Genomic DNA, 14,289 nt, shown 5'->3' with positions numbered 1-14,289 from the left:
AAAGATGTATTCGGTCCGCGCGCCGGATTGCTCCGGCGCGCGAATCGGCATCTCGTCAGCGAATAAAGATGGGATTAGCTCGACGTTTTAGCGAGCTCCGCCTTTATCGCGTTGAAAGTGGACGTGAGCTGAGTGGAGACGCCGCCCACGGCCGTCATGATGCCGAGCGCAAGCACGCCGGCAATCAGCCCATATTCGATGGCGGTGATCCCACGCCGGTCGCGGATGAATTGAAGCAAGGTAGATGTCATTCTTGTTGCCCTCGGATGGTGTACTGCCTGGCCGCGGATTCGCCTCTTCGTGCGAGGCTCCAGGCGGCAGACCACCACGCGAACGCGATGTCGTGACCCCGGGCCCATGCATCGGAGCGGCGCTCCAACTCTCTCGATATTTTTGGTTTTTCTTGTTGATCGCTACCCTCCCACAACGTTTGCCGAAAGAAGAGGACTGCGTTGGCGAATTTATATCGCATGCACATCTCAAAATCAATTACGTCAGAACATTTTGTATCGTGCAGTGCATCAATAGTTACATCGGGTAAATAAACCCTGGCATATGAGTAAAATCAACTTGATGCGAATGCAGCGACTCGTATTGATTTCCTGCCCCGCTCTTTTTCATTGACTGGCTCTTTATGGCGGGCCCGCGTAACGCGTCGCGTCGTAACGCGGCTCGATGTTCGTTACGTTACGAACGTCCGCATTGCCGTTTGCCGATACGCGGTGAGACGCGGCCGCAATCTCCCGCCAAACCCCGAATTCATTTGGAAAGCGTCCTTTCGCGAGCGCTTCTCGCAGGGCGAGGAACGCCTGCGAGCCCCGTCGTCCGTACGTTGGCACACCTTTCGCAGTTACTGGCCCGCGGTTCAACCAAAACAAAGTAACGAGGGCCATCATGAATACGAGGAACGTCGGACAGGAATTCTTGCGCAAGTCTATCGTCGCGGCAGCGGTCGCGAGCGTACTCACGCTGGCGGCGTGTGGCGGCTCGGGCACGATGAGCAAGTCGGCAGGCGCGAGCGGTAGCGGCTCTGGAACGATCACGACCGGCGACAGCGGCACGGGCTCGGGCAGCAGCGGCGGTACCGGAACGGGTAGCGGCGGGGGTAGTGGTAGTGGCAGCGGTAGTGGCGGGGGGACCAGCGGGGGCTCCGGTGGCAGCACGGGCGGCACAAGCGGCGGCGGCACCGGAGGCGGTAGCACGGGCGGTGGCAGCACGGGGGGCGGCGGTACGGGTGGTGGCAGCACCGGAGGCGGTAGCACGGGTGGTGGCAGCACGGGTGGTGGCAGCACCGGCGGTGGCAGCACCGGCGGTGGCAGCACGGGTGGTGGGGGCACTGGCGGTGGGGGAACCGGCGGTGGCACCACGGGCAGCACGACGCCTCAGCCTGTCGCGGCCGTCGTAGGCAAAACAGGCAACGTGGTGTCCGCGCTTGGCGCGACGGTATCGGGAATCGGGTCGGCAATCGGCGCGACGACCACACCGCTCGTCAGCGCGGGCACCACGAAAGCCACGGGCGATGTCGTCACGAACGCAGGCGCGGCTGTCATGACGCTCGGCGATGGCGTGTCGGCCGGGCTCGGAACCATCGGCTCGAGCACGAATCCGGTCGGCACGACGGTGGCGAGTCTTGGCGGTGTCGTCGAAAAAACCGGCGATACGGTCAGCAGCGCCGGGACGCTCGTATCGAGCCTCGGCACCGGTACGCTTTCACCGCTCGCACCCGTTACGACGCCGGTCGGGAGCATCGTCGGAATCGTGGGTAACGCGGTGACGCAGACGGGCGGCGTCCTCGATCAGACGCTGACCGGCGCACCGGTTCAGCAACTCACGCAGCAAGTCAGCCAGGCCATCACGCCGATCACGTCTGTCGTCAGTTCGACGACGCAGACCGTCGGCGCGGCGACGGGCCTCGGCACGCCGGTCAACAACCTCCTCACGACGCTCGGCGGCGCGCTCGGTCAGGCGGGTCAGGGCATCGCAGGCACGGGCGCCAATCCGGTCACGGCGGGCGTGGGCAATCTGGTGTCGACCACGGGAACGACGGTGGCATCCGCGGGCGGCCTCGTCAGCGGCACGCCGGCGTCCAATCCGCTCGCACCGATCACCGGCATTCTCGGCGGCGCTACCGGCGCAGGCTCGGGCGTACTTGCGCCGGTCACGGGTCTGGTCGGCGGCGTCACGGGCGCACTGACGGGCGCAACGGGCGGCACTGGAACGACGGCAGGCTTGCTTGCGCCGGTCACCGGTCTCGTCGGCGGCGTGACGAGCGCGCTTACGAGCGCGACGGGCGGCGGCACGGGCTCGACGGCGGGCTTGCTCGCACCGGTCACGGGGCTTGTCGGCGGCGTCACGGGTGCGTTGACGGGCGCAACCGGCAGCGGTACGAGCGTGCTCGCGCCGGTCACGAGCGTGGTCAGCGGCGTAACGGGTGCGTTGACAGGCGCGACGAGCGGTACGGGCGCCGGTGCGGGCGTGCTTGCTCCGGTCACGGGCGCGGTCGGCGGCGTGACCGGCGCGCTTACAGGCGCCACGGGATCGGCCGGTGGCGTGCTTGCTCCGGTGACAGGCATCGTTGGCGCGGTCACTGGTGCGCCGGGCGGCACGACCGGCTCGTCCGGTTCGGGCGGCGGCGTGCTCGGCACGGTGACCACGATCACGGGCGCGGTCGGCGTGACGGTTGCCACGACGCACGGCACGACCAGCGCAGGCGCGGGTACGGGCGTGGGTATCGCGACGACGACAGGCGGCACGGGTAGCACCGCCAGCACCGCAAACGGCTCTGGCACGGGCTTGCTCGGCGCGGTGGGTTCGATCGTCGGCGGCGTGCTCGGAGGACCGCGACGCTAACGCATGAAGCCAGGCGTCACCGTTTCCGGATCGCGGCGTATCGCGGTTCGGAAACAGCGTGACGCCAGGCGAACGTCGACGCGCATGCCAGCAACACAACCCGCGTCCGATCGAAGCCACGAATCGCATCACCAAACGACAACACACGACGAAGAACGCGGCGCTGCCCGTGCAGGATGTTTGAAGAAGCACGCACCGCACGACGTTCTCGCGACAACCTTCGAGGATTCATTGTGGAGATCCGCGACTGGAAACGGGTGCTCTTGCTCGCCGCAATCGGCGCACCATTCACGGCGCAACTCGCGCTCGCTCAAACTGCTCCGGCGGCGCCGCGCGCGAGCATCGGCGGCAATCCGCTCGATGCCCTGCCGCAAGTGAACACGCCGCCCAAGCCGGCGGTATCGGTGAACGTGCAGCCTCCCGCTCCCGCGCTCGACGCGCTCCTCGCACAGCATCTCACGCCGCGCAAATTCGAAATCGAGGGCGTCAAGGCCCTGCCCTTCGACGATGTCGCGCAACGCTTCGCGCCGCTCGTCGGCACGGACGTGACCATCGGCAAGCTGATCGAAACCGCCAACGGCATCACCGCGCTTTACAAGGAGCGCGGCTATGCGCTTTCGTTCGCCTTCATTCCGGCGCAAACGTTTCGGGATGGCGTGGTGCGCATAACGGTGGTCGAAGGGTATATCGCGCAGGTCGTCGTGAAAGGCAACGCGGGCGCGGCCGAGAAGCGCATTCGCGCGGTGGCCGACCGCATGCGTCAGGACCGGCCGCTCACGCAAGCGAATTTCGAGCGTTATATCAACGTGCTCGGCATGATTCCGGGCGTGAAGACGCGTGCGACCGTCGCACCGCCGCAGAATACGGACGGCGCCGCCACGCTCGAACTCGATGTCGAGCGCAAGCCTTTCAACGTGAGCACGGGCATCGACTTCAATCATCCGGGCGTGCAGGGCATTCTGAGCGCGACCGAGAACGGCATGCTCGGCTTCGGCGAATCGCTGTCGGCATCCGCGCTGTTGCCCAAGGGACGCGACGATCAAACCTATTACGCGCTCAACGGCTCGCTGCCTATCGGCACGGATGGCTTCACCGCGAAAGTCGATGCATCGCATTATCACGGGCATCCGGTCGACAATCCGGGGCTGCCGTCTTATATCGAGCGCACCGTCGTGAACGACAAGCTCGCGTTTTCCGCCGTCTATCCGTTCCTGCTGAGTAACGCGCGTAGTCTCGTCGGCACGGGAAGCGTCTATGCATCGCACGATGAAGACCGGCTGAAGAACACCATCGTCGCGGGCAATCCGCAGTTGTCGCAGCGCTCGCAGATTCGCGTCGCGCAATTGCAGCTCGATTACACCGGCATTGCGACAGGCGTCGTGCGGCGCGCGAGCGTGAACGTGGCGAAGGCGTTCGACGTGCTCGGCGCCTCGAAGAGCGCGGACACCAACATTGCCGGCTACGCGCCCGTCAATCCCGTCTCGCTCACCTTCGTGCGGACCGGCGCGAGCTACACGCAGAGCAACGAATGGCCGATGAAAATCGGCACGGCGCTTTCGCTGACGGGGCAGTATTCGCCCGACTCCCTGCCGACATCCGAGCAGGTTTCGTTCGGCGCGCAGCGTTTCGCGCTGGGCTATCAGCCGGGCGAAGTGTCGGGCGATTCGGGCTTCGGCGCATCATTCGAAGTGAACCGGCCGCTCGATATCGGCATGACGTATCTGAAGACCTTCACGCCTTACGTCATGGTCGATGCCGCGCGCGTTTTTCTCCACGGCGGCACGGCGAGTCCGCGGCGTTTGTCGTCGTTCGGGATAGGTTTTCGAGTGTCGGATTCGAAGCACTACAGCATCGATCTCTCCGTCGCCAAGGCAACGGGCGATGCACCCGTCGAGAGCGCATCGCGCAGTCCGCGTGTGAACGCTTCGTTGTCGTATCAGCTGGACTGAAGCTTCACGTGACTGAGCGTCCGGTTCACGGCGTCGAAGCGGGCGCCGGTTGTCCGGCCTTCTTTGCGTTGACCTTGGCCTGCGCGTTCTGCAGATTCTGCGGATAGTCGTTCTGCTCGCCGCCGGGGTTATAGCCGTTCTTTTCGAGCTCGCCGAGTTCGGCGTTTTTCTTTGCGCGCGCTTCCTTGCGCTGCGCTTTCTTGACCTGCTTGGGCGTGGACGCGCCGGCGTCTTGCGCGTGTGCGGGCGTCGCGGGCAGCGTGACGAGCGCCGCGACGGACAGCGCGATGACGGCGAGCGGTGCGGTGCGTAGGTTAAGCATAATTCTTCTCCCCAGGAAGTGAATGAAGCGCCTGTCGCGACAGCAAGAACCGATCCAAACCTTATTTGTCGACGATCCGGCTGAGGTTCGCCCGCACCCGCTGCAGGAGCCCGATCAACTGCTCGCTTTCCTGGCGGCTCAGGCCCGCGAGCGCCTCGGAAGTGATTTCGTCGCCGACGCGCCGCGCCCGGTCGAGCGCCTTCTCGGCTTTCGCGGTCATGCTCACTTGCCGCTCGCGGCGGTCGTCGGGATTGAGCCGCCGTTCGATCCAGCCGCCCTCCTCCATGCGATCCAGCAGCCGCCCGGCGGAGATCGGCGCGACTTCGAGCAGCCCGGCGAGCCGCGCCTGATTCACCTCGCCGTAATGCGACAGATAGGCAAGCACGCGGCATTGCGCGCGGGTTAGATTCAGCGATGACTTGGCAAGCTCGTCGAAGCGGTTGCCGCACAGGCGGTCCACATCGGCGACCAGAAAGCCGAAGCGTTTGTCGAGTTGAGTTTCCATCGGGCGATTATAGGGAAGATGCCGCCCGGTGTTCCGGAGGCGACGGGCAGGCAAACCACGATGATCGTGATCTCAACGACTTCATGCTGATGTGCGTTGTCGGTGTGATGCGCCCAGCGATGAATTGAGTCGCTAATCATTCGACGCACGCCACGGCGAAAAGTCCATGCCTATTTTTGCCGAAGAGATGACTCGACTTCTTGAAGTTAATCGTTATGTTTCGGTATCCGAATATCTCTGAATGCTTTGCCGATGGCGCGGTCGATTCGAATCATGGATGTATCAGTTCGCATATTCGAATTTGGTCACGGGTCAACGTCTGCCACAACGGCTTATAATGGCTCGACCGTACTAAATTAATTAGTCTCTGCACACAGAATGACGCGCGCGTTAGTTGGCGCAGGATTTAGTTGCACAACGCCCGGTAAATATCGTTCCACTTGCTTTATGTTTTACCGATTTACAGCCGCATGCGTGTTAAGCTTCACAGCATGCCTCCTGAAGCAAGCCACGCGGCACGCACCATTCGCCGCTTGTGAGTTGCTCCCTCCTATCGATCGTGCCCGTATCGTCCAAGGGGCTTCAACAATCCATGCTCCCTTCAACGAGAAAGCGCCCTTTTCGCACGACTCGCTTTATTAGTAATTAGCGCATTATTGATCTGACGATCCTTTTCAATACTCGCTTCGTTAGTTCTAACTTCGTGTAAGTGCAGCGACGGGTTGCACGGTCTCCTCGGTTGCAGGCGCGTTTGAACGCAAGCCTTGCCCGCTTCTAATCCGCCCAGAGTCGCCATTCTCTGCGACTAATGTCTTGCGTGCGTCACGATCGCATCGGCGATCGATTCGCGAAAAATAGTCTTTGCCACCTTGGCCGGCGCGTCCAGGCCACCGACCATCAGCGTGAAATATCCAGCCGGCTGTTTTCCGGCTCAACAAGACTAAATGCCTACTACGTATGTGTAAATAGCTGGTTCAGGCCGGTCTACGGAGCAAACGGTGTTTACTACCGAGTGGTACCTGCCCATGAAAGCCGATTCCCTCCCTCATCCACGAGAACAAATACCGGAGAACCCCGGCTTCACGCCTGTCGCGCTACTGCTCCGTGCTCTCTCGATGCTTCCATATCGATGGGTTGCCAGAATTGGCAGCATACTTGGCGCGCTGCTGTACGAGATCCCGAGCCGTCGCAAGCACATCGTTCTCGTCAATCTGCGCCTTTGCTTTCCCGGCAATTCCGAAGCGCACTATCAAGAGCTTGCCAAAAAGCACTTTCGTCATGTAATCCGCAGCTATCTCGAGCGCGGTATTCAGTGGTACGGCAGCGCGAAGTCGATACGTTCGATAGTGCAGATAGACAGCGAAATCGATCTCGATGATAAAAACGCCCCGCCAACCATTTTCATGGGCTTTCACTTCGTTGCCATCGAGGTCGGCTGTCTGGTGCATTCAACGACTTCGCCGGTGGCCGCGCTCTACACCCGCATGTCTAACAAGCGCCTGTGCGCGCTAGCCAAACGGCAGCGCGGCAGGTTCGGCGCCGAGCTAATCGAGCGGTCGACGAGCGCCAGAAAGGTGGTTGCGCTGCTTCGCTCGGGCACGCCGGTGATGCTGGCGGCCGATATGGATCACGGCATCGACAATTCGGTTTTTGTGCCGTTTTTCGGCGTGCCGGCCTGCACGTTGACTGCCGTCTCTCGGCTTGCAAAGCTGGGACATGCGCGTGTGGTACCGTTCGTCACCGAGGTGTTGCCCGATTATCGAGGATACCGGCTTAAGGTCTTTAAACCCTTGATCGATTTTCCGTCCGCCAGCGACACGGTCGATGCGAGCCGCATGAATGCGTTTCTGGAAGAACAAATTCGCCTGATGCCCGAGCAGTACTATTGGGTGCACAGGCGCTTCAAGCATCGGCCGGACGGCTTGCCATCGGTCTATTGAGGTTGAAATGGACGTTGTGTGCCCGAAAGGCAGGAAATCCGGCGTTTCGCGAACCGGAGTTTGACGCAGAAGTAATTTTGCGCACAACACCAGTTGCCTTTCAGACGTAGGCAGTTCACTATAGGCGCCTTAGCGCAATCGCGATAGGAAACCGCCGCTACGCGGCAAAATTCAGGAAGAAGATATGGCAACCGGTACGGTCAAGTGGTTCAACGATGCAAAGGGTTTTGGTTTCATCACGCCTGATGGCGGTGGCGAGGACCTGTTTGCACATTTCTCGGAAATCCGCGCTGACGGCTTCAAGAGCCTGGCGGAAGGCCAGAAAGTGAGCTACGAAGAAAAGATGGGCCCGAAGGGCAAGCAAGCTTCGAACATCAAGCCTGTGTAAGGCGAACGCGCCGCAGCAGCTTTCGGGTTTGCTGCGGCGCGTCATATTTGACCTTCTGTTTAGGCACGGCGACGCGCATCGGTTTTGCGCTGCTCGGCTGCTGCTATCTAATACCGCTTAGTCTCCCTGGGGCTTGATGCGCTCGTGCTTCGGCGCGGCATGTTGAAGCCGAAGATCGCGTGGGCACGATGGGTTGTGCCGCTGCTTTCGAGCATGGGTCGTTTAGGCGCGTCGATCAAGACTTCGTCTTGTCAACATTGTCCTTCGGGTCTTTCCCTACCTCAAGCGTCCGCTCGACCTGATGGTCTTCCTTGGCGCCAACAAAAAACCAACCTTTCCGCAACGCGCGTCTGTCTAAGATGCAAGGTTTTCGGCTCTTGGCTTTCGACTTTCGCCATCCAGGTGACTTCTGTCTTGTTCACCGGTCGAGGTACTCTGCGCAACATGACAGAGGTATTACAAGCCACTTCCCCGAACGCACTTCGCATGCAACCGCCACGACTGAAGCGTGGTTGGAAGCAGTTCCACTTCGACAAGCTGCCTGGCGTCAAGTACTCATCTGTGCTGCTTGCGCACTGACAACGTCGGCTAGTGTTCGCGCCGCTTTCCGGGTGCCTCACCAATCCGGCGGAGACGGAAATCCAAGAGCACATTTTGGTTCTGCATCGCCGGATCAAACCCTTCTTACATCGAAATACTAAGGCAGGCGCAAGGAAGCATACGACGCCCGAGGCGCAGCAAATTAGCCGGCTCACCCACTGCCCTAAAGCAATTTCCTTCACACTTACATTGGCACTTTTCAATCAAAGATTCGATTTCCTAAACATAAGCAACAATGCCAATGAAAATATAAGACCAATCTCGTTGAAGCTTAGATAAGGATACCGGATCATTCAAACACGCTTTGTAGAGAGCGACTCGGATGACTTTAGTCGCACTGACTCTGTCGTCTGATGAAGCTGACTGCCTGGACTGACGCGCACCTTTTCGGCGCCAATCCAGGCTTGACGCTTCACATACTTAGCGGCGATTCAACTTAAAACACATTCGCAAATCTAACTGTCTGGAATCTCGTATGAAGACTTTTGCTATCTCGGCCCTCGTTGCTGGCTTGCTTGGCTTGACTGCCTCCAGCGCATTCGCCTCGGACGGAACCATTACGTTCAACGGCGCATTGACTGCCACGACTTGCACCATCAACGGCAACGACACGTCGTCTAAAGACTTCACCGTCACCTTGCCGACCGTTTCCACCAGCCAACTCACGGCTTCGGGCGAGACAGCCGGCACGACCTCCTACCACATAGCTCTTTCGGCCTGCTCGCCGATTACCGCCAGCAGCAAGGCGGCGGTGTTCTATGAAGCAGGCTCGACCGTCGACCCGAGCGATGGTCGTCTGATTGTCGCAGGCGGCGGTGCCGGAAATGTCAAGCTGCAACTGTTGAACTCCGACTCCTCGCCTATTAAGGCAGGTTTTTCGCGCGACCTGCAGAACTCCATCGCGGCCGACATCTCTTCAGGCTCGGCTCTGCTGAACTATCAAGTTCAGTACTACGCAACCGGTGTAACGTCCGCTGGCGCGGCGAACTCGTCAGTCGTTTATAGCATCGACTATCAATAAGCCGCGCTTTTAGCGGCGGTTGAGTTCGCATAAGTAAGAGGTCATGCAAGGGTGGGCGCGAGCCCACCCTCGCGTTGGGTCAAAGCATTTGGTTGAGATTTTAGTTCCCATGAGACTGGCAAGCAGGCTACTCACAATTACAGCGCTGTGCATTGGGCATCTCACGGCGGCGCCACAAGCGTACGCCTCCGTGGTGATTGCCGGCACGCGCGTCGTCTACAACCAGAGCGATTCCGAAGTCACCGTGAAGCTCACGAACAATGGAAAGCTCCCGGGGCTGACCAAGGTGTGGCTCGATAAGGGCGACCCGGACGCCAAGCCGGACAGCATCGACGTCCCGTTCACGATCACACCTCCCATCATGCGCATCGATCCGGGCAAGTCTCAGACGTTGCGCATCATGTCGACCGGCGAGGCGCTGCCTGCCGACAAGGAATCAATTCTCTACCTGAACGTGCTGGAAGTCCCGCCAAAGCCATCCGGCGATGACGCTTCCGCCAACCAGCTGCAATTGGCGTTCCGTACACGCATCAAGTTCTTCTTCCGGCCGACTGGACTGAAAGGACAAGCATCGGACGCGCCCGGCGCTGTCGTGTGGCACATCAAGCGTGATGGCTCGACGAATGCGATCGAAGCGTCCAATAGCTCTCAGTATCACGTTTCTTTCGACCGCATCGAACTTACGGGGGACGGGCATACCGCGGCATTCGATCAAGGTGGAATGGTCGGGCCGGGAGAATCAAAATCGTTTCCGCTCAAGGGTGAAGTGCCTTCATCGGGCGGAAAGGTCAAATACACGGCCATTAACGACTACGGCGGCCCCCAGTCTGGCGAAGCGAGTCTGGCTCCCTGACTAAGAGACAACCCCGGTTCGACCGCGTGGCCAACTAACCACGAGTTTGCAAACGCGCCGGATTTCCTCCAAAAGACGCGCAGGCTGGCATGCACGCCTTTAATGGCTGCATGGCTATGCACGCCCGTAATTTTCGTATGCGTCAGGGAACATGAAATACCGCAGCATTAAGTTGGCAGGCACGCACCTGAAACCGGTAAGTATTCTGGTCATTCAAGCTATCGCGGCAGTGGGTACCAGTTGCCGTGCCTGGGCGGATGCACCGCAACACTATGCCGCCGTCGAGTTTAACGAGCAATTCCTCGATTCCAGCGATTCCGAGAAGTTAGATGTATCTCGATTCAATAAGGGCCAAGAAGTGCTTCCGGGCACGTATCGGTCCGACATATATGTCAACGACGCCTGGAAAGGAAAGCTGAATATCGAGGTTCGAGAGCTGGGAGGGGACTCTCACGAGGTGGTCCCTTGCATGAATGCCGATCTGCTCGAACGGCTTGGCGTCGACCCGAGAAAGCTCTCGGCAGAGTCGACCGCCAAGCTCGAAACAGCAGATAAGGTCTGCCTGACTTTGCCAGATCTGATTCCGAGCGCGGTCGCGTCGTTTGACAGTGGCGAGCAACGGCTGGACGTCTCAATCCCCCAGATCGTGATGAATAGCCGTGCCCGAGGCTATGTCGATCCGAAGTACTGGGAGGATGGCGTGCCTGCGGCCATGCTGCAATACAACGCCAACGCTTATCACAGTTCATCGCCCCAATTCAATAACGACTCCCAGTATCTCGGACTGATCGGCGGGGTCAACGCGGGTGCCTGGCGCTTTCGCTATCAGGGCAACCTGACGAACACCAGTAACGGTGGTTCGCATTTCCAAAGCGTGCAGACCTATGTTCAGCGCGGGTTCAAGGGAATCAAGAGCCAGTTAACCGCCGGTGACACTTTCACCGACGGCGCGCTATTCGACAGTTATGGCGTTCGAGGCGTCACACTAGGCACCGATGACCGGATGTATCCGGAATCGCAGCGTGGCTATGCGCCGGTCATCCATGGCATAGCGAATAGCAACGCCAAGGTTCAGATCCGGCAGAACGGCAACATCATTTTCGAAACGACCGTCGCACCCGGTGCTTTCGAGATCGACGACCTGTATCCGACTGGCTACGGCGGCAATCTCGATGTCATCGTCACCGAAGCAGACGGGTCTCAGCACGTCTCCACTGTGCCGTACGCCGCAGCCGTCAATGCGCTGCGTCCGGGAGTGACGCGCTATAGCGCGACGATCGGTGAGTATCGTGATGCCACGCTCAACATTCATCCCTTCGTCTCGCAGTTCACGATACAGCACGGCATAAGCAACCTGCTGACGCTCTACGGCGGGATCACCGCTGCGGATCTGTATTTCGCGGGCATGGTGGGCACGGCGCTAAACACGAGCGTTGGTGCATTCGGCGTGGACGTAACCAGCGCGACCGCGAGTTTCAAGCGACTCGGCACGCGTAACGGGGCGAGCGTACGCCTGAGTTACTCGCAGCTAATTGCACCAACCGACACGAATATCGCGATCGCAGCGTACCGCTATTCCACGAGCGGTTTCTTCAGCTTGCCTGATGCCATGACCATGCGTCAATTGAACGACGACGGTCAGCTAGCGGCTATGTCGGCGCTACAGAAATCGCGTGTTCAGTTCGTGCTGAATCAGAGCATCGGATCGAGTGGCCGTTTTGGGTCAGTGTATGCAATGGGTTCGGTCACTTCTTACTGGAATCGCTCCGGCCACGACACGCAGTATCAAATTGGCTATAACAACAGTTGGAAGCGTCTGACCTATGGCGCGTCGCTTGTGCGCCAGTATCAGGTCGATGCGGACCGCTGGGACAACCGAATCATGCTGAATCTCACGGTTCCGTTGGGTTTGGGTTCGCATGCGCCGCAATCGTCAACATACTTCCAGCATGACACGAGCAATAGCAGTTCCAGTATTCAACAGTCGATCACCGGCACCTTGGGTGACGACAACGCCATCACGTATGGCCTGAATGGAAACTTCAACGACGGCGGCCGCGCACGCAGTTCGTTCAATGCAGGCGCCAATGTGGGCTATATGTCGCCATTCGCGCTCCTGACGGCCAACGCCAGCACGGGACGTCAATACTCTCAGGTGGGCGCGAGCGTTTCAGGCGGTGTGGTGGCCTGGGGCGATGGCGTGGCGTTCACGCCGAACATGGGCGAAACGGTTGCCGTGGTGGAAGCCAAGGATGCGGCTGGAGCGAAGCTTGCGAACGGCTCGGGCCTTCGCGTGGATCCTTGGGGCCACGCAGTGGTGTCGGGCATACAGCCGTATTCGAATAACGACGTTGAGATCGATCCCAAGGGCTTGCCTTTGAATATCGAGCTGAAATCAACCGTTCAGCGAACAGCGCCGACGGCAGGCGCAGTCGTGAAGCTCAAGTTCGAAACCGAGGACAAGGGCAAGTCCGCAGTAATGCGTGTCTTGCAGGCCAACGGCAAGCCGCTTCCGTTTGGCGCCACGGTTTCGGACGACGCACAGAACACCGTCGGTACCGTTGCTCAGGGCAGCCGCATTATCGCGGTGGGACTGAAGCTCGATAGCGGCAAATTGAATGTCAAGTGGGGCGACGCATCTGATCAAACCTGCTCCGTGCCTTATCAGTTGCCAGAAAAGACAAACTCGGTGACGCCGATCTTGCTAAAGATCGCGGACGGCGTATGCCAGTAATGCAAGGCACGAGCTAACCATTTTGGAGTTATACATGAATCACGTTAAGAGGATAGTGCTGACATTCGCGCGGCTCGCGGTGTGCTCGGTGTTAGCTGTCACTATGCTCCCTAACAATGCTAAAGCCGATGTCTCATGCCGCTCGAACTATACGAGTTTTACTATCACGATGCCGGGCACGGTTGCGGTTCCTCGCGACCTGGCCAATGGTTCCATGCTGACATCCTGGTCAATGATGCCGAACACGACCAACATGTACACATGTACATCGACTAACCTTACTTATTCAGGAATAGACTTCGAACTCGCAGGCATGAGCTCGACCATGACGAGCTATACGGCCTCGTATAACGGCACCGCTTTCCCTGTCTATCAGACGACCCTTCCTGGCGTGGGAATCGCGATGGGAGGCAATCTGAATGCTCACGGACGCACGGCCGGTCCTGTCGGCTTTAACGGCATGGGCTTTCACTGGAACAGTAACGGCACTAATGACAATGGGGGTCAACTGATCGTTGCCTTGGTGAAGATCGGTGATATTACTCCTGGCACGCTTTCAGGTTTGATTGCGCAAGGCTTTTCATGGGAAGGCGCTGTTAGCCCACCCGCCGGAGATAATCCTGCGTCAGGAGTTATAAGCTTCAACATTTCGCCTGTCGTCGTGACCGTGTTGACTTGTCAGACACCAGACAAGACGATCCCCATGGGCATACACGGCCCAAGTGACTTACCTACTGTTGGGTCGACGTCGAGCAATCCGGCATCGTTTACGCTCGACTTGAATAACTGCCCCGGTGGTGCGCCCGTAGCAGGCCTTTCGGTTGGGCAAATTAACAGCATTCAATACCGAATCGATCCATCGAATGGAGTAGTGGCCGGCTTTACCAACGTCGCGGCGTTGAGCGGAAGCCCATCTGCCGGCGGCGTCGGAATCCAGCTTTATGACAGCACCGGTGCAGTCTTTCCGCTTAGCGTGTACAAAACTTTAAGCAACTTCAATAGCGCCACAGGTGGTAGCTACAACATTCCGCTCACGGCACGCTACTACAGAACAGGAACCCTTACTCCGGGACCGGCGAACTCGACCATGACAATGACTGTGCTGTACCAATAGAAGCGTAAAAAAA

11 protein-coding genes are annotated in these 14,289 nt (G+C 59.3%); 8 read left to right on the top strand and 3 right to left on the bottom strand.

The genetic code is table 11. From position 1 onward, the window contains the following. Window positions 1-74: 74 nt before the first annotated feature. Window positions 75-251, bottom strand: coding sequence for a Flp family type IVb pilin (locus NCR98_RS25195; RefSeq protein ID WP_244830831.1), 177 nt, complete (start codon window positions 249-251; stop codon window positions 75-77). A gap of 643 nt (window positions 252-894) precedes the next feature. Between NCR98_RS25195 and NCR98_RS25190 the strand changes: the two genes are divergently transcribed. Continuing rightward, the gene (locus tag NCR98_RS25190; RefSeq protein ID WP_250527652.1) at window positions 895-2,850 is read left to right on the top strand and encodes a collagen-like triple helix repeat-containing protein; all 1,956 of its coding nucleotides are present in this window, start codon (window positions 895-897) and stop codon (window positions 2,848-2,850) included. A 233-nt stretch (window positions 2,851-3,083) separates the two neighbouring features. Continuing rightward, on the top strand, window positions 3,084-4,799 hold the full coding sequence (locus NCR98_RS25185) for a ShlB/FhaC/HecB family hemolysin secretion/activation protein (RefSeq protein ID WP_250527651.1): 1,716 nt from the start codon (window positions 3,084-3,086) through the stop codon (window positions 4,797-4,799). Between the two features lie 25 nt (window positions 4,800-4,824). On the opposite strand, the gene NCR98_RS25180 is transcribed toward NCR98_RS25185, so the two are convergent. Both NCR98_RS25180 and NCR98_RS25175 read right to left on the bottom strand, forming a co-directional pair. Beyond that, complete coding sequence (locus tag NCR98_RS25180; protein WP_244830834.1) at window positions 4,825-5,121, bottom strand: DUF4148 domain-containing protein; 297 nt, start codon at window positions 5,119-5,121, stop codon at window positions 4,825-4,827. A gap of 61 nt (window positions 5,122-5,182) precedes the next feature. Beyond that, the gene (locus NCR98_RS25175) at window positions 5,183-5,626 is read right to left on the bottom strand and encodes a MarR family winged helix-turn-helix transcriptional regulator (RefSeq protein WP_250527754.1); all 444 of its coding nucleotides are present in this window, start codon (window positions 5,624-5,626) and stop codon (window positions 5,183-5,185) included. Window positions 5,627-6,651: 1,025 nt separating this feature from the next. Here NCR98_RS25175 and NCR98_RS25170 point away from each other — a divergent pair. From NCR98_RS25170 to NCR98_RS25145, 6 genes are all read left to right on the top strand, one after another. Then, window positions 6,652-7,566 (top strand): lipid A biosynthesis lauroyl acyltransferase, encoded by a 915-nt coding sequence (locus tag NCR98_RS25170; RefSeq protein WP_284503944.1) that lies wholly within the window; start codon window positions 6,652-6,654, stop codon window positions 7,564-7,566. A 184-nt stretch (window positions 7,567-7,750) separates the two neighbouring features. Continuing rightward, a complete protein-coding gene (locus tag NCR98_RS25165; RefSeq protein ID WP_244830836.1) occupies window positions 7,751-7,954 on the top strand; it encodes a cold-shock protein in 204 nt (67 codons plus the stop codon). 1,075 nt (window positions 7,955-9,029) lie between these two features. Next, on the top strand, window positions 9,030-9,575 hold the full coding sequence (locus NCR98_RS25160; protein ID WP_250527650.1) for a fimbrial protein: 546 nt from the start codon (window positions 9,030-9,032) through the stop codon (window positions 9,573-9,575). 109 nt (window positions 9,576-9,684) lie between these two features. Next, window positions 9,685-10,428: a fimbria/pilus periplasmic chaperone gene (locus NCR98_RS25155; RefSeq protein WP_250469318.1), complete on the top strand. Its 744-nt coding sequence runs from the start codon at window positions 9,685-9,687 to the stop codon at window positions 10,426-10,428. A gap of 151 nt (window positions 10,429-10,579) precedes the next feature. Then, window positions 10,580-13,162: a fimbria/pilus outer membrane usher protein gene (locus tag NCR98_RS25150; protein WP_250527649.1), complete on the top strand. Its 2,583-nt coding sequence runs from the start codon at window positions 10,580-10,582 to the stop codon at window positions 13,160-13,162. A 34-nt stretch (window positions 13,163-13,196) separates the two neighbouring features. Beyond that, on the top strand, window positions 13,197-14,276 hold the full coding sequence (locus tag NCR98_RS25145) for a fimbrial protein (RefSeq protein ID WP_250527648.1): 1,080 nt from the start codon (window positions 13,197-13,199) through the stop codon (window positions 14,274-14,276). The last annotated feature ends 13 nt before the right edge of the window (window positions 14,277-14,289 follow it).

This window comes from Caballeronia sp. GAWG2-1 (assembly GCF_023631405.1).
Lineage (GTDB): Bacteria > Pseudomonadota > Gammaproteobacteria > Burkholderiales > Burkholderiaceae > Caballeronia.
Note: the sequence above shows the minus strand (reverse complement) of the source record. Positions and strands in the feature narration are given on the sequence as shown.